The sequence below is a fragment of the Ruegeria sp. BF10 genome (assembly GCF_056538725.1).
Window position 1 is genome coordinate 39052 of sequence record NZ_JBQFTR010000009.1, and the last position, 21763, is coordinate 60814.

General features: G+C 58.4%; 17 protein-coding genes. 13 read left to right on the forward strand and 4 right to left on the reverse strand.

Annotation, left to right across the window (positions count from 1 at the left end; genetic code table 11):
- Positions 1-8 precede the first annotated feature (8 nt).
- Both secE and nusG read left to right on the forward strand, forming a co-directional pair.
- Complete coding sequence (gene secE / locus ACR0DJ_RS19675) at positions 9-206, forward strand: preprotein translocase subunit SecE (protein WP_050605011.1); 198 nt, start codon at positions 9-11, stop codon at positions 204-206.
- A gap of 199 nt (positions 207-405) precedes the next feature.
- On the forward strand, positions 406-939 hold the full coding sequence (gene nusG / locus ACR0DJ_RS19680; protein WP_152459924.1) for a transcription termination/antitermination protein NusG: 534 nt from the start codon (positions 406-408) through the stop codon (positions 937-939).
- A gap of 87 nt (positions 940-1026) precedes the next feature.
- Here the strand turns inward: nusG and ACR0DJ_RS19685 are convergent, their stop codons facing one another.
- Positions 1027-2256, reverse strand: coding sequence for a peptidoglycan-binding domain-containing protein (locus ACR0DJ_RS19685; RefSeq protein WP_425080257.1), 1230 nt, complete (start codon positions 2254-2256; stop codon positions 1027-1029).
- 382 nt (positions 2257-2638) lie between these two features.
- On the opposite strand from ACR0DJ_RS19685, the gene rplK reads away from it, so the two are divergent.
- Entirely contained in the window at positions 2639-3088 is a 450-nt protein-coding gene (gene rplK / locus ACR0DJ_RS19690; protein ID WP_170347267.1) for a 50S ribosomal protein L11, read from the forward strand.
- A 1-nt stretch (position 3089) separates the two neighbouring features.
- Entirely contained in the window at positions 3090-3788 is a 699-nt protein-coding gene (gene rplA, locus ACR0DJ_RS19695) for a 50S ribosomal protein L1 (RefSeq protein ID WP_257599368.1), read from the forward strand.
- A 65-nt stretch (positions 3789-3853) separates the two neighbouring features.
- Here rplA and ACR0DJ_RS19700 read toward each other — a convergent pair whose 3' ends face one another.
- Positions 3854-5125 (reverse strand): DUF2254 domain-containing protein, encoded by a 1272-nt coding sequence (locus ACR0DJ_RS19700; protein ID WP_170347266.1) that lies wholly within the window; start codon positions 5123-5125, stop codon positions 3854-3856.
- Between the two features lie 330 nt (positions 5126-5455).
- Here ACR0DJ_RS19700 and rplJ point away from each other — a divergent pair, with 330 nt between their 5' ends.
- The 6 genes from rplJ to ACR0DJ_RS19730 all read left to right on the forward strand — a co-directional run bounded on the left by rplJ (position 5456) and on the right by ACR0DJ_RS19730 (position 16738).
- Complete coding sequence (gene rplJ / locus ACR0DJ_RS19705; protein WP_170347265.1) at positions 5456-5974, forward strand: 50S ribosomal protein L10; 519 nt, start codon at positions 5456-5458, stop codon at positions 5972-5974.
- A gap of 79 nt (positions 5975-6053) precedes the next feature.
- Positions 6054-6431 (forward strand): 50S ribosomal protein L7/L12, encoded by a 378-nt coding sequence (gene rplL / locus ACR0DJ_RS19710; protein WP_152459178.1) that lies wholly within the window; start codon positions 6054-6056, stop codon positions 6429-6431.
- Positions 6432-6681: 250 nt separating this feature from the next.
- The gene (rpoB, locus tag ACR0DJ_RS19715; RefSeq protein ID WP_170347264.1) at positions 6682-10818 is read left to right on the forward strand and encodes a DNA-directed RNA polymerase subunit beta; all 4137 of its coding nucleotides are present in this window, start codon (positions 6682-6684) and stop codon (positions 10816-10818) included.
- 50 nt (positions 10819-10868) lie between these two features.
- Positions 10869-15110 (forward strand): DNA-directed RNA polymerase subunit beta', encoded by a 4242-nt coding sequence (gene rpoC / locus ACR0DJ_RS19720; protein WP_480686088.1) that lies wholly within the window; start codon positions 10869-10871, stop codon positions 15108-15110.
- A gap of 186 nt (positions 15111-15296) precedes the next feature.
- Positions 15297-15779 carry a hypothetical protein gene (locus ACR0DJ_RS19725; RefSeq protein ID WP_425080252.1) on the forward strand — a complete coding sequence of 161 codons (483 nt, stop codon included), beginning with the start codon at positions 15297-15299 and terminating at the stop codon, positions 15777-15779.
- Between the two features lie 89 nt (positions 15780-15868).
- Positions 15869-16738: a DMT family transporter gene (locus tag ACR0DJ_RS19730; protein WP_480686089.1), complete on the forward strand. Its 870-nt coding sequence runs from the start codon at positions 15869-15871 to the stop codon at positions 16736-16738.
- Here ACR0DJ_RS19730 and ACR0DJ_RS19735 read toward each other — a convergent pair.
- Positions 16723-17529 (reverse strand): putative rhamnosyl transferase, encoded by an 807-nt coding sequence (locus ACR0DJ_RS19735; RefSeq protein ID WP_480686094.1) that lies wholly within the window; start codon positions 17527-17529, stop codon positions 16723-16725. The two genes, ACR0DJ_RS19730 and ACR0DJ_RS19735, sit on opposite strands and share 16 nt — an antisense overlap.
- Before the next feature lie 4 nt (positions 17530-17533).
- Positions 17534-18340, reverse strand: a complete 807-nt coding sequence (locus ACR0DJ_RS19740) for a putative rhamnosyl transferase (RefSeq protein WP_480686090.1) — start codon at positions 18338-18340, stop codon at positions 17534-17536.
- 390 nt (positions 18341-18730) lie between these two features.
- Between ACR0DJ_RS19740 and rpsL the strand changes: the two genes are divergently transcribed.
- From rpsL to fusA, 3 genes are read left to right on the forward strand one after another with little or no spacing between them, the layout of a single operon-like run.
- Positions 18731-19102, forward strand: a complete 372-nt coding sequence (gene rpsL / locus ACR0DJ_RS19745; protein ID WP_005621086.1) for a 30S ribosomal protein S12 — start codon at positions 18731-18733, stop codon at positions 19100-19102.
- 15 nt (positions 19103-19117) lie between these two features.
- Positions 19118-19588 carry a 30S ribosomal protein S7 gene (rpsG, locus tag ACR0DJ_RS19750; protein ID WP_010441203.1) on the forward strand — a complete coding sequence of 157 codons (471 nt, stop codon included), beginning with the start codon at positions 19118-19120 and terminating at the stop codon, positions 19586-19588.
- A gap of 18 nt (positions 19589-19606) precedes the next feature.
- On the forward strand, positions 19607-21724 hold the full coding sequence (gene fusA, locus ACR0DJ_RS19755) for an elongation factor G (RefSeq protein WP_170347258.1): 2118 nt from the start codon (positions 19607-19609) through the stop codon (positions 21722-21724).
- Positions 21725-21763 lie beyond the last annotated feature (39 nt).

A 21763-nucleotide genomic window follows, 5' to 3' on the forward strand; every position in this document is an offset into this window, starting at 1 on the left:
CACGCCAAATGGCCACCACCAATCCGATCCAGTTCATTCAGCAGGTCCGAGCCGAAGTCTCAAAGGTCGTCTGGCCGACCCGGCGCGAGGTGCTGTTGACCACGGTAATGGTCTTCATCATGGCGGCGTTGACGGCTGTATTTTTCGCTTTGGTCGATCTGGGTATCCGGGGTGGTCTGCAACTGATCCTGGGTGCTTTTAGCTAGACGGAATCGGCGCGCTGAAACGTCTCTGCCCCCTTGCGCTGCGGGCAATGTCAGAGTAGGTGACGCGGTACTATTCGGAATGGGCGTGTGGCGATTCGGGCTGCGCGCCGCTTTTTATTCCGGATGGCGTGACAAGATTTTAATGACGGGTGTGTCCGGTACGCTTGATGCCCCGAAGACAAACAAGGACGACAGGTTCATGGCGAAACGGTGGTACTCGGTCAGCGTTCTTTCGAATTTCGAAAAGAAGATCGCAGAACAGATCCGCACGTCGGTGGCTGAACAGGGCCTTGAGGACGATATCGACGAAGTTCTGGTGCCCACCGAAGAGGTGATCGAAGTGCGCCGGGGCAAGAAGGTCACGACCGAACGCCGCTTTATGCCCGGCTACGTGCTGGTGCATATGGAAATGTCGGATCAGGGGTACCACCTGATCAACTCGATCAACCGCGTCACCGGTTTCCTGGGCCCGCAAGGCCGCCCGATGCCGATGCGCGATGCTGAGGTCAATCAGATCCTCAATCGTGTTCAGGAAGGTGAAGAAGCACCCAAGCTGATGATCAGCTTCGAGGTCGGTGAGAAGGTCAAGGTCAACGACGGCCCGTTCGAGGATTTCGACGGCATGGTCGAAGGTGTGGACGACGAAAACCAGAAACTGAAGGTTTCGGTTTCGATCTTCGGACGGGAAACTCCGGTCGAGCTGGACTTCACGCAGGTCACCAAGCAGAGCTGAGGAAACTCTCCCAAAGAATTGAAACGCCGCGATGCCAAGGGCAACGCGGCGTTTTTTCGTTCAGGTATTCGCTGAAAACGTATCGACCTATTGCGCCTGAACCATGGCCGCGCGCAAGAGTTGCGGGCGGTCGGTCTGGGATGGCAGGAACACAGCCTGCGATCCGGCATCCAGTGCCGAAAGGCTCGCGTCATACCACTGCATCGCAAGGTCGCGACGTTTCTGCACACCGAAGCCTTCGCGCAGATGGTGGCCAATCAGCTCGCCATAGGCCGGCTCACCCATTGCGACCAGCATCAGGGCAGATCCAAGCGCGGCATCCATGTTGTCCTGACGATAGCCGATCGCCAGGCAGACCTTGCTTGTCGCGGCAAGATCTTGGGGGCTGAGGCCCGAGTCCAGCGCCAGCTTGCGCATCTGGGTTTCAGCCTCAGTTTTCGAGTTGATCGACAGAGCATCAACCTGAGGCGCCACCATTTCACCATATGAATCGCATTGGGCGCTGACCTGCTCCGGTGTCAGTCCCTGGATATCCTGAATCAGATCTTCACCGCGCGCCATCGCGTAGCTGCGGGCAAGGCAGAACTGTTCACTGAGCGCAAAGTCGGGATCGGACATGTTCGACAGGGTCGTATAGCCGCCATTGGTAGATGTTTGCAGCATGACCCCGCTACAGCGATTGGCCAGCGACGGGCCTCCGGTGCCGCCGGAAAACAGGCTCGGCAGGCTGGCAGACGTTGTTTCGGTTGTCTCGGGCTCGGGTGCTTGCGGTGTCGCAACCGGAACAGGTTGTGCCGGGGCGGTTTGTGCCGGAGCCTGAGGGGCAGCAGCCAAAGCAGATCCCGTTTGCACCTGACGGCGATACGCCATCAGAAGCGGTTGACCCGCAAGTTGCGTCGTCGCCTGTCCACCGCTTGTAGCCCAGTAATAGGCTTGCATCAGAAAGTCATACTGATACGGCTGAAAATCATAGCCGTTTACAGGATAACCCATCGAGGCCTGATAGCGTTCGATTGCGGACCGGGTGCCGCGACCGACCTGACCATCGACCCTTCCTGCATTGTACCCGAAGTAATTGAGCGCGGTCTGGGTTTGCGCACCTTGCGTGGTCGATGGAATACCTGACCGATAGGTGCGGTTCGATGTGGTTGTTCGCTGAGATTTCTTCTTTTGTTGGTCCTTGCCAATTGCGTAACCAACGATCCCGCCGACGACCGCACCACCAAGAAACTCTCCAGCGTCGGCCCGCGCCGTTTGAGGGATGGCCGCAGCAAGAGAAAAGGCGATGCCAAGAGTTAAAGCCAAACGAAGTATCATAATTAACCTCCACCAATAATCACATTTTTTACGGATTATAGCACGGTCATCCATGTTGTGGGGAAGCAAGCGCCAATGTTGCGATTGATCGGCGGCGAACTGGTGGTTTTTCACGTCTTTGCAAATTGTTAGAGGAATTCGAAACTGTACGGAGACACGCGTGCAGCCTCGCAGGCGGCAAGAATCCTCTCGGGGTTTGATTCGGTGTTGTCCGATTGGCGCGCCAACCACTTGTCATCTCTCCTGATCCCATGTAAACGCCGCCTCTATCGTCTTCGGGCGAGATTCTCTCGTGGGAGGTTGCCGGGGTCGCGATCCCGGACCGGACCACGCAACATAATCTGGGTGGGACGCGTTTCACCCAAGTTGAAAGGAAAACCAAATGGCCAAGAAGCTTGCTGGTACAATGAAACTGCAGGTTCCTGCAGGTCAGGCGAACCCGTCGCCGCCAGTTGGTCCGGCGCTGGGTCAGCGCGGCATCAACATCATGGAATTCTGCAAGGCGTTCAACGCCAAGACAGCAGACATGGAGCCCGGCGCTCCGTGCCCGACCGTGATCACCTATTATCAGGACAAGTCCTTCACCATGGACATCAAGACGCCGCCCGCGTCTTATTACCTGAAAAAAGCGGCTGGTCTGAAGCCGGTCGGCAAGCGTAACCGCCCCCGTGGCGCGGAGAACCCCGGCCGTGAGACCGTGGCAACCGTGACCACCAAGCAGGTGCGCGAAATCGCCGAAGCCAAAATGAAGGATCTGAACGCGACCGACGTTGAAGGCGCAATGAAGATCATCCTGGGCTCGGCCCGTTCCATGGGCATCGAGGTGAAATAAGATGGCAAAACTCGGTAAACGTACCCGCGCTGCGCGCGAAGCTGTCGCCGGCAAGGAAAACCTGTCGGTTGAAGAAGCAGTTGCCCTGGTCAAAGCCAACGCAACCTCGAAATTCGACGAGACCATAGAAATCGCGATGAACCTGGGCGTTGACACCCGTCACGCAGACCAGATGGTTCGCGGTGTTGTCGGCCTGCCGAACGGCACAGGTAAAGCGATGCGCGTTGCCGTGTTCGCACGTGGCCCCAAGGCGGACGAGGCGAAAGAAGCAGGCGCGGATATCGTTGGTGCAGAAGACCTGATGGAAAGCATCCAGGCCGGCAACATCGACTTTGACCGTTGCATCGCAACCCCGGACATGATGCCGATCGTCGGTCGTCTGGGTAAGGTTCTGGGCCCCCGCAACCTGATGCCGAACCCCAAGGTCGGCACCGTGACCATGGACGTGAAAGCGGCCGTGGAAGCAGCCAAGGGTGGTGAAGTTCAGTTCAAGGCGGAAAAAGGTGGTGTCGTGCACGCAGGCGTTGGCAAGGCGTCGTTCGACGAAGCCAAGCTGGCGGAAAACGTTCGTGCCTTCATCTCGGCCGTTGCCAAGGCGAAACCGTCGGGCGCCAAGGGCACCTATATGAAGAAAATCGCGCTGAGCTCGACCATGGGCCCAGGCGTGACCGTGGATGTGGCGCAAGCTTCGGGCGAATAAGCCGACGCGTTCTTTCGGAAAGTCGAGCCCCGGGCGGTCATCCTGCCCGGGGTTTTCTTTTGCTCTCAGATAGCAGGTTCGACTGTGACCTGATTGGGTATTTCGCGCACGCGTGCCTTGTCGGCCTCCAGCCTGAGGTCGCGCTCGGCAACGGTCAATGCCTGGTTCGCAGCCGCCCGGGCCGCGGTTGTCATTGCTCCGTCTTGAGTCTGCGTCAGTCGGGTCAGCGCGCTGAGAATGGCCTCGTGGACTTCGACTTTGTCACCGGCATCCCGGGAAATGGCCGCATAAGCGTCACGCAGGAACGTGTCGATCGCGATCTCGGGGGCATGGATTCTCGGGAATTGCGGGTCGGCGGGTTGGGTGGGCCGCGAGCCAAGTGGCAGGAGAACCCGCAGCAACCTCTCGACCATCTGAATTGCCGTCATTGGGTCGTTGATACCCGGCGAGAGTGCGCGCTGCGCGATTTCGGACAGGGTTTGAATGCCAAAGCGGGGGTCTTGATTGAAGCTGCGCTCGGTCCCGATCACGAAGGCTTCCCCGATGGTTTCACCATCCATTTTCCGGGTCGCTCTGGCCAGGGGCTGGCCTTCCGTCACGAATTGCCCCGGCAGCGCCATGATCCAGATCTCGCAGTCATTCTCTTCGGCGCAGGAGTTCAGCATACCGACATCCACGTGGCGCACATTCCCTGTCGAACTGGCCCGCACGTCGTGACCTGTTTGCGGAACATCCGCGGCGGCTTGATACGGAATGGCTCCGAGGCACGGCAGTTCTATGGCTCGGGCCATGGTGCCCCTGGCGTTGTTTTCTATCTTGCGCGCCGTTTCGGAGATGCTGCCATAGCTGGGCAATTGGTCGATCCAGAGCAAGAGCGCCAGTGTCACCAAAAAGATCACCACCAAGGTGAACGCAAGCGCAACGGCGATGGACTGCTGGGTGTAGACCCCAGTTTCGACAAGGATCAGCGATACGAGCGCGAAGATGAATGCGCCGAGAAACGTGGCCAGCACGTTTTGCGAGACACTGTCTTCTTCGATCACCTGCTGGGCGCGCGGGGAGGACTGGTTCGAGGCCCATCGCTGTGCCGCGACCATGATCGACAGCGAAAAGGTCGTGACCGCCAGCATGGACGACGCCAGAATGCCGAGGATCTTTGCCACGGCCTCGGTGCTCAGCCGTTGTGTGAGAAAGTCGGGGACGAAGCCGCCGAGGTAGGTGCCAATCCCTGCGCTGACCACGGCGAGAGCGGCGATCAGGCTGGTGCGAACCCACAATTGGCGAGAAATCTGACGAAACAGGAATTGCGGCTTGGAAATGGATTTCAACTTGATCATCCGTTGATCCTGTTCGGGGTTGCGGTCATTGTCCACCGGCTTGGGGTTCGGGCCAATTTACCCCTTGGAAACCCCGGCCATCTGCCCTAATAAGACCTGCGGAACAAAGCGTGCGATTCGTCGTGCGCTTTGTTTTGTTTCGTCCAAGACGGTGGGTGGGTCCATTCGGCCCCTTAATTCCCTGCCTGAGACGGGTAAGACCAAAGAATTCTGGGGGTCCCACCCTCGGGCGCATTTTGGCCAATCCCGTAACAAGGACCTGAACGCCGAAGCGAAAGCTGCGGCAAATATGAGCCGGGGTGAGATTTCGCCCCTAACTTGGAGAGAACTGTGGATAGAGCCCAGAAAGAGAAAGTGGTCGAGGAACTCGGCCAAATCTTCGAAAGCTCTGGCGTCGTAGTGGTTGCCCACTACGCCGGTCTGACAGTTGCCGAGATGCAGGACCTGCGCGCGCGTGCACGCGAAGCGGGCGGTTCCGTGCGTGTTGCCAAGAACAGGCTCGCCAAAATCGCCCTCGAGGGTAAGCCGTGTGAAAACATGGCCGACCTGCTGACAGGGATGACCGTTCTGACCTATTCCGAGGACCCTGTGGCAGCAGCCAAGGTGGCCGAGGACTTCGCCAAGGAGAACAAGAAGTTCGAAATCCTTGGCGGTGCAATGGGCGAGAACGCTCTGGACCGCAAAGGCGTCGAAGCTGTTTCGAAAATGCCGTCTCGCGAGGAGCTTATTGCTTCGATCGTGGGCTGCATTGGCGCACCTGCTTCGAACATCGCCGGCGCGATTGGCGCACCTGCAAGCAATATCGCAAGCATCCTTTCCACCATCGAAGAGAAGGCGGAAGCTGCGTAAGCGGTTGGCACTGAATGATCTGCGTGGGGCGCATGCCCTGACGTTGGAACACACACTGTAAACGGAAAGAGCTGATAAAATGGCTGATCTGAAAGCACTCGCAGAAAGCATCGTGGGTCTGACCCTGCTGGAAGCACAAGAACTGAAAACCATCCTCAAAGACGAATACGGCATCGAGCCCGCAGCTGGCGGCGCCGTAATGGTCGCAGGTGCAGCTGGCGACGCCGGCGGTGCAGCTGAGGAAGAAAAAACCGAATTCGACGTCGTTCTGAAGAACGCCGGCGCATCGAAAATCAACGTCATCAAAGAAGTTCGCGGCATCACCGGCCTGGGCCTGAAAGAAGCCAAGGAACTGGTCGAAGCCGGCGGCAAGATCAAAGAAGGCGTGGACAAAGCAGAAGCAGAAGACGTCAAAGCCAAGCTGGAAGCAGCTGGCGCCGAAGTCGAGCTGGCCTAAGCTTGGTCTCAGGTGCATCGCTGATGTGCCGAAAAATTTGGCTGGGTCCGGAGAAATCCGGGTCCAGCCGAACCTGTCTTAGAAAGGGCCTCAAGACCTGAGGCGTTTTCTAAGACACGGTTTTCGGATCGGGAGGCCGCCTTCGGGACGGTGGCCATGAATTGATCCGGACGTGTTGTCTCGATTGTGCAAGATGCCGGGGCCCGACGGTGTCTTTGCCCGCTGAGAACATCGAAAGGTGACATCTGACATGGCTCAAACGTTCCTTGGCCAGAAACGTCTTCGTAAATACTACGGCAAAATCCGCGAAGTGCTGGAAATGCCGAACCTCATTGAGGTACAGAAATCTTCTTATGATCTTTTCCTGCGCTCCGGCGATGCAGAGCAGCCGACAGACGGCGAAGGCATCAAAGGTGTGTTCCAGTCGGTTTTCCCGATCAAGGATTTCAACGAAACCTCCGTTCTGGAATTCGTGAAATACGATCTGGAAAAACCCAAATACGACGTCGAAGAATGTATGCAACGCGACATGACCTACAGCGCGCCGCTGAAGGTTACACTGCGTCTGATCGTGTTCGATGTCGATGAGGATACCGGTGCTAAATCGGTAAAAGACATCAAGGAACAGGATGTCTTCATGGGCGATATGCCTTTGATGACGCCGAACGGCACCTTTGTCGTGAACGGGACCGAGCGTGTGATCGTATCGCAGATGCACCGTTCGCCCGGCGTGTTCTTTGACCATGACAAAGGCAAGACCCATTCCTCGGGCAAGCTGCTGTTTGCCTGCCGTATCATCCCGTATCGCGGCAGCTGGCTGGACTTTGAGTTCGACGCCAAGGACATCGTGTTCGCCCGGATCGACCGCCGCCGCAAACTGCCTGTGACAACCCTGCTTTATGCGCTGGGTCTGGATCAGGAAGCGATCATGGACGCGTATTACAACACCGTGTCCTACAAGCTGGACAAGAATAAGGGTTGGGTCACTCCGTTCTTCCCCGAGCGCGTGCGCGGCACCCGCCCGACCTATGATCTGATCGACGCCAAATCAGGTGAAGTGATTGCTGAAGCGGGCAAGAAAGTAACGCCTCGCGCGGTCAAGAAGCTGATCGACGAAGGCACCGTTACCGATCTGCTGGTTCCGTTTGATCACATCGTTGGCAAGTATGTCGCCAAGGACATCATCAACGAAGAAACCGGCGCGATCTATGTCGAAGCCGGTGATGAACTGACGCTGGAATATGACAAAGATGGCGACCTGATCGGCGGTACCGTCAAGGAACTGATCGACGCGGGCATCACCGACATCCCGGTTCTGGACATCGACAACGTCAATGTCGGCCCGTACATGCGCAACACCATGGCTCAGGACAAGAACGTGAACCGTGAAAGCGCGCTGATGGATATCTACCGCGTCATGCGTCCGGGTGAGCCGCCCACCGTCGAGGCTGCGTCGGCCCTGTTCGACACGCTGTTCTTCGACAGCGAGCGTTATGACCTGTCCGCCGTCGGCCGCGTGAAGATGAATATGCGTCTGGCACTGGACGCGCCCGACACCCTGCGTACTCTGCGCCGCGAAGACATCGTGGCCTGCATCAAGGCGCTGGTGGAACTGCGTGACGGCAAAGGCGATGTGGACGATATCGACCACCTCGGCAACCGTCGTGTGCGTTCGGTCGGCGAACTGATGGAAAACCAGTACCGCGTCGGCCTGCTGCGCATGGAGCGCGCCATCAAGGAGCGCATGTCGTCGGTCGAGATCGACACCGTCATGCCGCAGGATCTGATCAACGCGAAACCGGCCGCGGCCGCGGTGCGTGAATTCTTCGGCAGCTCGCAGCTGTCGCAGTTCATGGACCAGACCAACCCGCTGTCGGAAGTCACCCACAAACGCCGTCTTTCGGCGCTTGGCCCCGGTGGTCTGACCCGTGAGCGTGCGGGCTTCGAGGTGCGCGACGTTCACCCGACCCACTATGGCCGGATGTGCCCGATCGAAACGCCGGAAGGCCCGAACATCGGTCTGATCAACTCGCTGGCCACCTTTGCCCGCGTGAACAAGTACGGCTTCATCGAAACGCCTTATCGCGTCGTGAAAGACGGGCAGGTGACCGACGAGGTCCACTACATGTCCGCGACCGAGGAAATGCGTCACACCGTGGCGCAGGCCAACGCGACGCTGGATGAAAGCGGCAAGTTCATCAACGATCTGGTCTCGACCCGTCAGGCGGGTGACTACACCCTGGCCCCGCGCGAGAATGTCGACCTGATCGACGTGTCGCCGAAACAGCTGGTGTCGGTTGCGGCCTCGCTGATTCCGTTCCTGGAAAACGACGACGCGAACCGCGCTCTGATGGGCTCGAACATGCAACGTCAGGCGGTTCCGCTGCTGCGGGCCGAGGCACCGCTGGTCGGCACCGGCATCGAAGAAAAGGTTGCCATCGACTCGGGCGCTGCAATTCAGGCGAAACGCGCCGGTATCATCGACCAGGTCGATGCCCAGCGTATCGTGATCCGCGCCACCGAAGATCTGGAACTGGGCGACGCTGGCGTGGACATCTATCGTCTGCGCAAGTTCCAGCGGTCGAACCAGAACACCTGCATCAACCAGCGTCCGCTGATCAAGGTGGGTGACACCGTCCAGAAGGGCGAGGTCATTGCCGATGGTCCGTCGACCGATATGGGTGAACTGGCTTTGGGTAAGAACGTGGTCGTCGCGTTCATGCCGTGGAACGGTTACAACTACGAAGACTCGATCCTGATCTCGGAACGTATCGCGCGTGATGACGTCTTTACCTCGGTCCATATCGAGGAATTCGAAGTCGCCGCCCGTGACACCAAGCTGGGCCCGGAAGAGATCACCCGCGACATCCCGAACGTTGGTGAAGAAGCGCTGCGCAACCTCGACGAGGCGGGCATCGTTTACATCGGCGCGGATGTGGAGCCGGGCGATATTCTGGTCGGCAAGATCACTCCGAAGGGCGAAAGCCCGATGACCCCGGAAGAAAAGCTGCTGCGCGCCATTTTCGGTGAAAAAGCATCTGACGTGCGCGACACCTCGCTGCGCGTGAAGCCGGGCGATTACGGTACGGTCGTCGAGGTTCGCGTCTTCAACCGCCACGGCGTCGAAAAAGACGAGCGTGCGTTGCAGATCGAGCGTGAGGAAGTCGAACGTCTGGCCCGTGACCGGGACGACGAGCTGGCGATCCTTGACCGCAACATCTATGCACGTCTGCAAGGTCTGATCCTGGGCAAAACCGCTGTCAAAGGCCCGAAAGGCGTCAAGGCGGGGTCGGTGATCACCGAGGAGCTGCTGGAAACCCTGACCCGTGGTCAGTGGTGGCAGCTGGCGCTGGAAGACGAGAAGGACGCGCAGATCGTCGAAGCTCTGAACGAGCAGTACGAAGTGCAAAAGCGTGCTCTGGACGCCCGTTTCGAAGACAAGGTCGAGAAAGTCCGTCGTGGCGACGATCTGCCGCCGGGTGTGATGAAGATGGTCAAAGTCTTCATCGCCGTGAAACGCAAGTTGCAGCCGGGCGACAAGATGGCCGGTCGTCACGGGAACAAGGGTGTGATTTCCAAGGTTGTTCCGATGGAAGACATGCCGTTCCTGGCCGATGGTACGCCGGTTGACTTCTGTCTGAACCCGCTGGGTGTGCCTTCGCGTATGAACGTTGGTCAGATCCTTGAAACCCACATGGGTTGGGCCGCACGCGGTCTGGGTCTGAACATCGATGAGGCGCTGCAGGAATACCGCCGTTCAGGCGACCTGACGCCGGTCCGTGACGCGATGAAACACGCCTATGGCGAGGATGTCTATGAAGAGGGCATCAGCGGCATGGACGAGGATCAGCTGATCGAAGCGGCCAGCAACGTCACCCGCGGTGTTCCGATCGCAACCCCGGTCTTTGACGGCGCCAAAGAGGCGGACGTCAACGATGCGCTGGTGCGTGCGGGCTTCTCGCAAAGTGGTCAGTCGATCCTGTTCGACGGTCGTACGGGTGAGCAATTCGCACGTCCGGTGACCGTGGGCATCAAGTACCTGCTGAAACTGCACCACCTGGTGGACGACAAGATCCACGCGCGTTCGACCGGGCCGTACAGCCTGGTCACCCAGCAGCCGCTGGGTGGTAAGGCGCAATTCGGTGGTCAGCGCTTTGGTGAGATGGAGGTCTGGGCTCTGGAAGCTTACGGCGCCGCCTACACCCTGCAGGAGATGCTGACGGTGAAATCGGATGACGTCGCCGGCCGGACCAAGGTCTATGAGTCGATCGTCAAGGGCGAGGATAACTTTGAAGCGGGCGTACCGGAATCGTTCAACGTTCTGGTGAAAGAAGTCCGTGGCCTCGGCCTGAATATGGAACTCCTGGATGCGGAGGTTGAGGAGTGAGGGCGCTGCCCTTTCTCCCGTCCCCCCTTCCGCAAGATTTGAGGTAACAAATGAACCAGGAAATCACCAACAACCCGTTCAACCCGCTGACGCCGCCGAAAGTCTTTGACGAAATCAAAGTCTCATTGGCCAGCCCTGAACGGATTCTGTCTTGGTCCTATGGTGAGATCAAGAAACCCGAAACCATCAACTACCGGACGTTCAAGCCCGAGCGTGACGGTCTGTTCTGCGCGCGTATCTTTGGCCCGATCAAAGACTACGAATGTCTGTGCGGCAAATATAAGCGGATGAAGTATCGCGGCGTTGTCTGCGAGAAATGCGGTGTGGAAGTCACCCTGCAGAAAGTCCGCCGCGAGCGTATGGGCCATATCGAACTGGCCGCGCCCGTTGCACATATCTGGTTCCTGAAATCGTTGCCGTCCCGCATCGGTCTGATGCTGGACATGACGCTGCGCGATCTGGAACGTGTTCTGTACTTTGAAAACTATGTCGTCATCGAGCCCGGTCTGACTGACCTGACCTACGGCCAGATGCTGACCGAAGAAGAGTACATGGATGCGCAGGATGCCTATGGCATGGACGCGTTCACCGCCAATATCGGTGCCGAAGCCATCCGTGAGATGCTGGCCCAGATCGATCTGGAAGCCGAAGCCGAGCAGCTGCGCGCTGATCTGGCCGAAGCAACCGGCGAGCTGAAGCCCAAGAAAATCATCAAGCGTCTGAAGGTTGTTGAATCCTTCCTCGAGTCGGGCAACCGGCCTGAGTGGATGGTGATGACCGTGATCCCGGTCATTCCGCCGGAACTGCGTCCGCTGGTTCCGCTGGATGGTGGCCGTTTCGCGACCTCGGATCTGAACGATCTGTATCGCCGCGTCATCAACCGGAACAACCGCCTGAAGCGTCTGATCGAGCTGCGCGCGCCTGACATCATCGTCCGCAACGAAAAGCGGATGTTGCAGGAATCCGTGGATGCTCTGTTCGACAACGGCCGTCGTGGCCGCGTGATCACCGGCGCCAACAAGCGTCCGTTGAAATCGCTGTCGGACATGCTGAAAGGCAAGCAGGGCCGCTTCCGTCAGAACCTTCTGGGTAAGCGCGTCGACTTCTCGGGCCGTTCGGTCATTGTGACCGGTCCGGAACTCAAGCTGCACCAGTGTGGTCTGCCCAAGAAGATGGCGCTGGAGCTGTTCAAGCCGTTCATCTACTCGCGCCTTGAAGCCAAGGGTCTGTCTTCGACCGTGAAACAGGCGAAGAAACTGGTCGAGAAAGAGCGTCCCGAAGTGTGGGATATCCTCGACGAGGTGATCCGCGAACACCCTGTCATGCTGAACCGTGCGCCGACGCTGCACCGTCTTGGCATTCAGGCGTTCGAACCTGTCCTGATCGAAGGCAAGGCGATCCAGCTGCACCCGCTGGTCTGTTCGGCCTTCAACGCCGACTTCGACGGCGACCAGATGGCCGTTCACGTCCCGCTGAGTCTTGAGGCACAGCTGGAAGCGCGTGTTCTGATGATGTCGACGAACAACGTTCTGTCGCCTGCAAACGGCGCGCCGATCATCGTTCCGTCGCAGGACATGATCCTGGGTCTGTACTATGTGACCCTGGAACGCGAAGGCATGCCGGGCGAAGGCAAGGTCTTTGGGTCGATCGACGAAGTTCAGCATGCGCTGGACGCGGGCGAGGTGCATCTGCACTCGAAAATCACTGCCCGGATCGCGCAGATCGACGAAGAAGGCAACGAAGTTCAGAAGCGTTATGAAACCACTCCGGGCCGTCTGCGTCTGGGTGCGTTGCTGCCGATGAACAACAAGGCACCGTTCGATCTGGTCAACCGTCTGCTGCGGAAAAAAGAAGTGCAGCAGGTGATCGACACCGTCTACCGTTACTGCGGTCAGAAAGAGTCGGTGATCTTCTGTGACCAGATCATGTCGATGGGCTTCAAGGAAGCGTTCAAGGCGGGCATCTCGTTCGGCAAGGATGACATGGTCATCCCGGACGACAAGTGGAGCATCGTCGATGAAACGCGCAGTCAGGTGAAAGACTTTGAACAGCAGTACATGGACGGCCTGATCACTCAGGGCGAAAAGTACAACAAGGTTGTCGATGCCTGGTCGAAGTGTAACGACCGCGTGACCGAGGCGATGATGAGCACGATCTCGGACGTTGCCAAGGCCGAAGATGGCTCGGACATGGAGCCGAACTCGGTCTACATGATGGCCCACTCGGGTGCGCGTGGCTCGGTCACTCAGATGAAACAGCTGGGCGGTATGCGCGGCCTGATGGCCAAGCCGAACGGTGACATCATCGAGACGCCGATCATCTCGAACTTCAAGGAAGGTCTGACCGTTCTCGAGTACTTCAACTCGACCCACGGTGCCCGTAAGGGTCTGTCGGATACCGCTCTGAAGACCGCGAACTCGGGTTACCTGACCCGTCGTCTGGTGGACGTGGCGCAGGACTGCATCGTTCGTGAGATCGACTGCGGCACCGAGCGTGCGATCACCGCCGAAGCAGCCGTGAACGACGGTGAGGTTGTCGCCTCGCTGGCCGAACGTGTGCTGGGCCGTGTAGCCGCTGACGATGTTCTGCGTCCGGGCACCGATGAGGTGATCGTCGCAGCCGGCCAGCTCATCGACGAACGTATGGCCGACATGATCGACGAAGCCGGTGTTCAGTCGATGCGCATCCGCTCGCCTCTGACCTGCGAATCCGAGGAAGGCGTCTGTGCGACCTGCTATGGTCGTGACCTTGCACGCGGTACCATGGTGAACACGGGTGAAGCTGTCGGTATCATCGCGGCGCAGTCCATCGGTGAACCCGGTACACAGCTGACCATGCGGACCTTCCACATCGGTGGTGTTGCGCAAGGTGGTCAGCAGTCGTTCCAGGAAGCCAGCCAGGAAGGTGTCGTTTCCTTCGAGAACCCGCAGATTCTGGTCAACGCAGCAGGCGAAAGCCTGGTCATGGGCCGGAACATGAAGTTGGTGATCAAGGACGAACACGGCGAAGAGCGTGCCAGCCACAAGCTGGGCTACGGCTCCAAGCTGTTCGTCAAGGACGGCACCAAGGTGGCTCGTGGCGACAAGCTGTTCGAGTGGGATCCCTACACCCTGCCGATCATCGCCGAGAAAGCCGGTACTGCAAAATATGTCGATCTGGTTTCGGGCCTCGCTGTCCGCGACGAGACCGACGAAGCAACCGGCATGACCCAGAAGATCGTGATCGACTGGCGCGCCGCCCCCAAGGGCAGCGACCTCAAGCCCGAGATCATTCTGGTGGACGACAACGGCGAGCCGGTCCGCAACGACGCGGGCAACCCGGTTCACTATCCGATGTCGGTGGATGCGATCCTGTCGGTCGAAGATGGCCAGAAGATCGAGGCCGGCGACGTCGTCGCGCGTATTCCGCGCGAAGGTGCCAAGACCAAAGACATCACCGGTGGTCTGCCGCGTGTGGCCGAACTGTTCGAAGCGCGCCGTCCCAAGGATCACGCGATCATCGCCGAGGCAGATGGTTACGTGCGCTTTGGCCGCGACTACAAGAACAAGCGCCGCATCAGCATCGAGCCGGCGGACGAGTCCATGGAGACCATCGAATACATGGTGCCCAAGGGCAAGCACATCCCGGTCGCCGAAGGGGATTTCATCCAGAAGGGTGAATACCTGATGGACGGTAACCCTGCGCCGCATGACATCCTGTCCATCATGGGTGTCGAAGCGCTGGCGGATTACATGATCGACGAAGTGCAGGACGTGTATCGCCTGCAAGGCGTGAAGATCAACGACAAGCACATCGAGGTCATCGTGCGCCAGATGTTGCAGAAGTGGGAGATCCTGGATTCGGGCGACACCACCCTGCTGAAAGGCGAACATGTCGACAAGCAGGAGTTCGACGCGGCCAACGAGAAGACCATCGCCCGCGGTGGTCGCCCTGCTCAGGGTGAGCCGATCCTGCTGGGGATCACCAAAGCTTCGTTGCAGACGCGCTCGTTCATCTCGGCGGCGTCGTTCCAGGAGACCACCCGCGTGCTGACCGAAGCTTCGGTTCAGGGCAAGAAGGACAAGCTGGTCGGCCTGAAAGAGAACGTCATCGTCGGTCGCCTGATCCCCGCCGGTACCGGTGGGGCAACCCAGGCCGTCCGCCACATCGCGCAGTCGCGTGACAACGTGGTGATCGAAGCACGCCGGGAAGAGGCCGAGGCCGCCGCCGCCCTGGCCGCACCGATCATGGATGATGATATGGTCGGGGATGAGCTGGACGTTCTGGTCGAAACACCGGAAAGCCGCGAATAAACCGCGTCATTCAAAACCAAAAAAAGGCCCTGCGATTTCGTGGGGCCTTTTTTGTTGCCGCTTCAGGTACGCAATTGTGAACCTTCGTGACAGAGCGCAGCCTTTGACCCTATTGCATCTGGCTTGTGGTTCTGCAATCGGTGGTTTAGCGCTGTACTGTGTTTTCGGATTATTTCGAGCTGACCCATGGACATCAAAAGCAACTCTTTCGAGGACCGTGTGGCGCGGATCAAACAGCGTTCGGAAGAAAACACGCGCAAGTCGCCTCTGCCTCGAACCGAGAGTATCTGGCAACGCCTGGGTTATCCCGCTGCGTTTCTGGGGGCCTTTTTTCTGGGTGTTTTTGCGGTCTTCCTGTCCCGCCTGATTCAATATCAATCGGTTGGCATTCCGGTGCCCGGCAAGGTAGGAACGCAGGATTTCGTCAGCCTCGGCCTTGCAGGCGGGGCCTGCATCATGGTCATGCTGTTTCTGAAAGGAAAACTGCGAGAGTTCGCCGGGGCGCTCACTGTTGGCGCGTTGGTGACGACCTTTTCCTTTCATAATTTCGTGTGGAAATATCCAGTGTTTTTCGAACTTGTATACGGAGAAGACTGGGTGGAGTTTGTAAAAGACACGACAGAGCCTTCAAGCCTGAATCTGTTCGGGACCATCCTCCCGTTCGGTTGATGATCTCTGCACCCCTTGTGCGTTGTTGACATCCAGCCCGACTCGGCGGCCAATGCGGGGCGATCTATAGCCTCGGAGCCCGAAGCAGCATGACTCCAAACACAAAAGGCGCTTTGCTGATGATGGGCAGCATGGCTGCCTTTACGCTGAACGACACGCTGGTGAAGGTTGCCTTGCAGGACCTGCCATTGTTTCAGTTGGTGGCCATGCGCGGGTTTCTGGCGGTATTTCTGATCTATGTACTTGCCCGGTCACTAGGCGCGTTGCATCTGAATTTTTCGCGCCATGACAAGTGGCTGGTTGCACTGCGCTGCCTTGCAGAGCTGGCGGCGACATTCTTTTTCCTGACGGCGCTGAAGAACATGCCGCTTGCCAATGTTACGGCCATTCTTCAGGCATTGCCTCTTACGGTAACCCTGGGTGCTGCGTTGGTTTTTTCCGAACAGGTTGGTTGGCGACGTGCATTGGCAATCGCCGTGGGTTTCGCCGGAATGCTGCTGATCGTAAGACCCGGGCCAGAGGGGTTCAGCGTGTATTCCATCTATGCGCTGGTTGCAGTGGCCTCGATTACAGTTCGGGACCTCATCACGCGACGCATGTCAGCCGACGTGCCGTCAATGCTGGTTACGCTGGCCACTTCGGTTTCCATTGCAGGGGCCGCGGCAATGGCCTCGGTTTTCGAAGGATGGGTTCCGGTTTCGGCAACAGCGGGTTCCCTGGTCGCGGCGGCGGCCGTGTTTGTGCTGCTTGGCTATTTGTTCAGCGTCATGGTCATGCGTCAGGGAGATGTCGGATTCGTTGCACCGTTCAGGTATTCCAGCCTGATCTGGGCGCTCGGGTTGGGTTGGGTCGTGTTTGACGAATGGCCCGACAGCCTGACGATGCTGGGTGCTGCACTGATCGTGGGTGCTGGCCTGTTCACGTCGTTCCGGGCACGTGCGCGTCAGGGCTTGGCGTGACTCCGTCTGACCGTGTCCGGATCAATGGCGAAACGGGTTTGAAACTCGAGCTCTTGCTGCCGGGTAAGAGGGTTGAGCGCGACACCCATGTTTCTGGTTCGTGGTGAGTCATTGAACCGGTTCAATCCTCGTACCCACATCGGACTATCGGGTCGGGTCACAACGGGCATCGCGCGGTTGATCCTGTTATGGGCAAAATTCATGATGGATTTCTGTTGCCCGCCCCGCACGTACATTCCCAGACCGGCTGTTATCAACGGGCGGTGTACGCGAACGGCTTGAATCCCATCAGCATTGGCGCGAGCCAGATAACCGCAGTTGAAGTCAACGGCGACCATCGCGTGCTTTTCGAACAAGCCGATGCAGTCCCTGACACACCCCCGGAACCGCTCGACAAAATCCACGGCCACTGCATCATCGTCGTCGTGACGAAACTGAAGGCAGGGTTGGTCGGGATTGTTCCGCGCCGAATTCAGGATTTCCTGCATGACTTTTCTGTGCCGCCCCGGAGGTTTCGCGACTATGCGCACCTGTTTCAGCCCACCGGTCAGATCGTTGAGGCGGTCAAATGCCGGTTTGGGCAGGCAATCGCCGACCAAGATCACCAACTGGAAATCTTCGTCGGACTGTTTTTTGAAACCGGGCAGGGCGACCGTTTCGAACAGGCGAAACCGCTCTTCCAACCTGTCGTACTGGTACAGGAACCGCCGTCTTTCTTCGACACTCTCGTGAATTGTCTGAAAGCCGCCAATTGCGGGATAGGAAAACCGGCAAAGACCGATGACCTGCATTTTCTCAGCGCGCCGCATATCTGGCCTCGAACGCGTCAGGGTCGATCGAGAACCGTACCCGCAAGTCTTCTGCCTGTTCAGGCGTGAAAGGCGATAGCTCGCTGGTATCTTTGCGCGCGTGGTCCGAGTCGTTGTACGCGTGAAGCATCCTAACCCACATGGGCGTGTCCGGATAGCTGACCACGGGCATGAACCGGGCGAGCCTGTTGTGCAACCGGTCAAATATCGTCCGCGTGCTGCCGGCTTGAACATACATGCCCAGGCCAACGCCCAGCAGCGATCGATAGACCCGAGCGGCCCGAACTCCGCGGGCCTCGCGCCGGGCGATGTAACCTTGATTGAAATCTATTCCGACGGACTCGCTCTGCTGCATCAGCCCTGTGTTTTCGACGACAGCCGCGCGGAGGCGTTCTATGAATTCAACGGAAACGGCGTCATCGTCATCATGCCGAAACTGCACGCAGGGCTGATGCGGATCCTTGCGGGCGGTGTTCAGCACCTCTCGAACGATCTGCTTATGATCCCCCGGTTCTTTTGCAATGATACGGATCTGTTTGATCCCGGCGGTCAGGTCGCGCAGCCGGTCCGCATGGATCAGAGGCAGGCACGTCCCGGTCAAAACATACAACTCGAACGCCTCATCTGTCTGGGTGCGAAAGCTGGGCAGGGTGACGGTCTCAAACAGGCGAAAGCGCTCTTCCAGCCGGTCGGTGGCATACAGGAATTGCCGCTGCTCTTCGATCGTATCCCGGTTCAGCCGAAAACCGCCCGTTGCGGGATAGGAAAACCGGCAAAGGCCAATCACTTGCATCTGTAATCCATCAGCAGGAATTCGACCCGACTATGCCCTTGCCGCGGTTCGGCCGCAACCGGGATGGCGTCGCGCAGGAATGACAATCCAACAGGCCGCATCCAACGCGTGCGCCAGGGGGCCGGTATCGTGCTGTTGACACTTGGGACGACTCCCCCTATACGCGCGTCATCTCGGTACCGGGGGCCGCCCCGTAGCCGATTCCAGTAATGAACTGGTCAAGGCCCGGACAATTTTGCAGTTCGCGCCCTCTGAGAACCAACCGCGACGTTCACCTCGGAATGGGAACGCTCGTGGGTTTTGCGCTTGTGGACGCATAAGCGCAGCGAATTTAGCCGCACGCAACGCGCGTGCATGTCATGTGTGTTGCAAAACGGGGAAAGAACCGGAATGCCAACTATTCAACAGCTGATCCGCAAGCCGCGGCAGCCCAAAGTCAAACGCTCGAAGTCCATGCACCTGGAGCAGTGCCCGCAAAAGCGCGGTGTCTGCACACGTGTCTATACCACTACGCCCAAAAAGCCGAACTCGGCGATGCGTAAAGTTGCCAAGGTGCGCCTGACCAACGGATTCGAGGTCATCTCGTACATCCCCGGTGAAAGCCACAACTTGCAGGAACACTCGGTTGTTCTGATCCGTGGCGGCCGTGTGAAAGACCTTCCCGGTGTGCGTTACCACATCCTGCGCGGTGTTCTGGATACTCAGGGCGTCAAAGACCGTAAGCAACGTCGTTCGAAATACGGCGCGAAGCGTCCCAAGTAAGAAGGAGAGGCTGATATGTCACGTCGTCACGCCGCCGAAAAACGCGAAGTCCTGCCTGACGCCAAATTTGGCGACAAGGTACTGACCAAATTCATGAACAACCTGATGATCGACGGCAAGAAGTCGGTCGCAGAGCGCATCGTCTACAACGCATTTGATCGCGTTGAGAACAAGGTAAAGCGCGCTCCTGTCGAAGTGTTCCACGAAGCGCTCGACAACATCAAACCGTCGGTCGAGGTTCGCTCGCGCCGGGTTGGTGGTGCAACCTACCAGGTTCCGGTCGAAGTCCGCCCCGAGCGCCGCGAAGCTCTGGCCATCCGCTGGCTGATCACCGCTGCGCGCGGCCGCAACGAAAACACCATGGAAGAACGCCTCGCCGGCGAACTGCTGGACGCCGTACAGTCCCGCGGTACTGCCGTTAAGAAGCGCGAAGACACCCACAAGATGGCCGAGGCGAACAAAGCCTTCAGCCATTACCGCTGGTAATTCTAGAGGCTTATCCAAATGGCACGCGAATATCCGCTCGAACTATACCGTAACTTCGGTATCATGGCGCACATCGACGCAGGTAAGACCACCTGCTCGGAGCGTATCCTGTATTACACTGGTAAATCCCACAACATCGGTGAGGTGCACGACGGTGCAGCCACTATGGACTGGATGGAGCAGGAGCAGGAACGCGGCATCACCATCACTTCGGCTGCGACCACCACGTTCTGGGAACGCACCGAGGACGGTAAAACCGCCGATACCCCCAAGCACCGCCTGAACATCATCGACACCCCCGGCCACGTTGACTTCACCATCGAAGTCGAACGCTCGCTGGCGGTTCTCGACGGTGCCGTCTGCGTTCTGGACGCAAACGCCGGTGTTGAGCCCCAGACCGAAACCGTGTGGCGTCAGGCTGACCGCTACAAGGTTCCGCGTATGGTTTTCGTTAACAAGATGGACAAGATCGGCGCAGACTTCTTCAACTGCGTTCGCATGATCGAAGACCGCACCGGCGCACGTGCTGTTCCGGTTGGTATCCCGATTGGCGCCGAATCTGAGCTGGAAGGTCTGATCGACCTGGTCACCATGGAAGAATGGCTGTGGCAGGGTGAAGACCTGGGCGCAAGCTGGATCAAAGCTCCGATCCGCGACAGCCTGAAAGACATGGCTGAAGAATGGCGCGGCAAGATGATCGAAGCGGCCGTCGAAATGGACGACGACGCGATGATGGAATACCTGGAAGGCAATGAGCCCGACGTTCCGACCCTGCGTAAACTGCTGCGCAAGGGCACACTGGAAATCGCGTTCGTTCCGGTACTGGGTGGTTCTGCGTTCAAGAACAAAGGCGTTCAGCCGTTGCTCAACGCTGTGATCGACTATCTGCCCAGCCCGCTGGACGTTGTCGATTACATGGGCTTCAAACCCGGTGACGAGGAAGAAGTTCGTGACATCGCCCGTCGTGCCGACGACAACATGGCGTTCTCGGGCCTGGCGTTCAAAATCATGAACGATCCCTTCGTCGGTTCGCTGACTTTCACCCGGATTTATTCGGGCGTGCTGAACAAGGGTGACTCGATCCTGAACTCGACCAAAGGCAAGAAAGAGCGCATCGGTCGTATGATGATGATGCACTCGAACAACCGGGAAGAGATCGAAGAAGCGTTTGCAGGCGACATCATCGCGCTGGCGGGTCTGAAAGACACCACCACCGGTGACACCCTGTGTGACGCGAAGGATCCGGTGGTTCTGGAAACCATGACCTTCCCCGATCCGGTGATCGAGATCGCGGTCGAGCCCAAAACCAAGGGCGACCAGGAGAAAATGTCTCAGGGTCTGGCCCGTCTGGCCGCCGAAGACCCGTCCTTCCGTGTGGAAACCGATCTGGAATCGGGTCAGACCATCATGAAGGGCATGGGCGAACTTCACCTGGACATCCTGGTGGACCGTCTCAAGCGCGAGTTCAAGGTTGAAGCGAACATCGGTGCACCGCAGGTGGCCTATCGTGAAACCATCTCGATGCCGGTCGAGCACACCTACACCCACAAGAAACAGTCGGGTGGTTCGGGTCAGTTCGCGGAAGTCAAGCTGGAGATCCAGCCCACCGAGGCGGGCGAAGGTTATTCGTTCGAAAGCCGCATCGTTGGTGGTGCCGTTCCGAAGGAATACATCCCCGGTGTTGAAAAAGGCATCAATTCGGTCATGGACAGCGGCCCTCTGGCTGGCTTCCCCGTGATCGACTTCAAGGTTGCCCTGCTGGACGGTAAGTTCCACGACGTTGACTCGAGCGTTCTGGCGTTCGAAATCGCGGCCCGTATGTGTATGCGTGAAGGCATGCGCAAAGCTGGCGCGAAGCTGCTGGAACCGATCATGAAGGTCGAAGTGATCACTCCGGAAGAATACACCGGCGGTATCATCGGCGACCTGACCTCGCGTCGTGGCCAGGTGTCTGGTCAGGAACCGCGCGGCAACGCAATCGCGATCGACGCGTTCGTTCCGCTGGCAAACATGTTCGGCTACATCAACACTCTGCGTTCGATGTCGTCGGGCCGTGCCCAGTTCACCATGCAGTTCGACCACTACGATCCGGTTCCGCAGAACATCTCGGACGAGATCCAGGCGAAATACGCATAAGCGAAGATTTGAGGGAGCGTGGGTATCACGCTCCCTTCA

Bases quoted from the DNA above. Each gene is read 5' to 3' on its own strand.
- secE (WP_050605011.1), top strand. From the start codon at position 9: ATGGCCACCACCAATCCGATCCAGTTCATTCAGCAGGTCCGAGCCGAA.
- rplL (WP_152459178.1), top strand. From the start codon at position 6,054: ATGGCTGATCTGAAAGCACTCGCAGAAAGCATCGTGGGTCTGACCCTG.
- ACR0DJ_RS19685 (WP_425080257.1), bottom strand. From the start codon at position 2,256: ATGATACTTCGTTTGGCTTTAACTCTTGGCATCGCCTTTTCTCTTGCT.
- rplA (WP_257599368.1), top strand. From the start codon at position 3,090: ATGGCAAAACTCGGTAAACGTACCCGCGCTGCGCGCGAAGCTGTCGCC.
- rpoC (WP_480686088.1), top strand. From the start codon at position 10,869: ATGAACCAGGAAATCACCAACAACCCGTTCAACCCGCTGACGCCGCCG.
- rplK (WP_170347267.1), top strand. From the start codon at position 2,639: ATGGCCAAGAAGCTTGCTGGTACAATGAAACTGCAGGTTCCTGCAGGT.
- rpsG (WP_010441203.1), top strand. From the start codon at position 19,118: ATGTCACGTCGTCACGCCGCCGAAAAACGCGAAGTCCTGCCTGACGCC.
- rpoB (WP_170347264.1), top strand. From the start codon at position 6,682: ATGGCTCAAACGTTCCTTGGCCAGAAACGTCTTCGTAAATACTACGGC.
- ACR0DJ_RS19740 (WP_480686090.1), bottom strand. From the start codon at position 18,340: ATGCAAGTGATTGGCCTTTGCCGGTTTTCCTATCCCGCAACGGGCGGT.
- ACR0DJ_RS19735 (WP_480686094.1), bottom strand. From the start codon at position 17,529: ATGCAGGTCATCGGTCTTTGCCGGTTTTCCTATCCCGCAATTGGCGGC.
- ACR0DJ_RS19700 (WP_170347266.1), bottom strand. From the start codon at position 5,125: ATGATCAAGTTGAAATCCATTTCCAAGCCGCAATTCCTGTTTCGTCAG.
- ACR0DJ_RS19725 (WP_425080252.1), top strand. From the start codon at position 15,297: ATGGACATCAAAAGCAACTCTTTCGAGGACCGTGTGGCGCGGATCAAA.
- nusG (WP_152459924.1), top strand. From the start codon at position 406: ATGGCGAAACGGTGGTACTCGGTCAGCGTTCTTTCGAATTTCGAAAAG.
- ACR0DJ_RS19730 (WP_480686089.1), top strand. From the start codon at position 15,869: ATGACTCCAAACACAAAAGGCGCTTTGCTGATGATGGGCAGCATGGCT.
- fusA (WP_170347258.1), top strand. From the start codon at position 19,607: ATGGCACGCGAATATCCGCTCGAACTATACCGTAACTTCGGTATCATG.
- rpsL (WP_005621086.1), top strand. From the start codon at position 18,731: ATGCCAACTATTCAACAGCTGATCCGCAAGCCGCGGCAGCCCAAAGTC.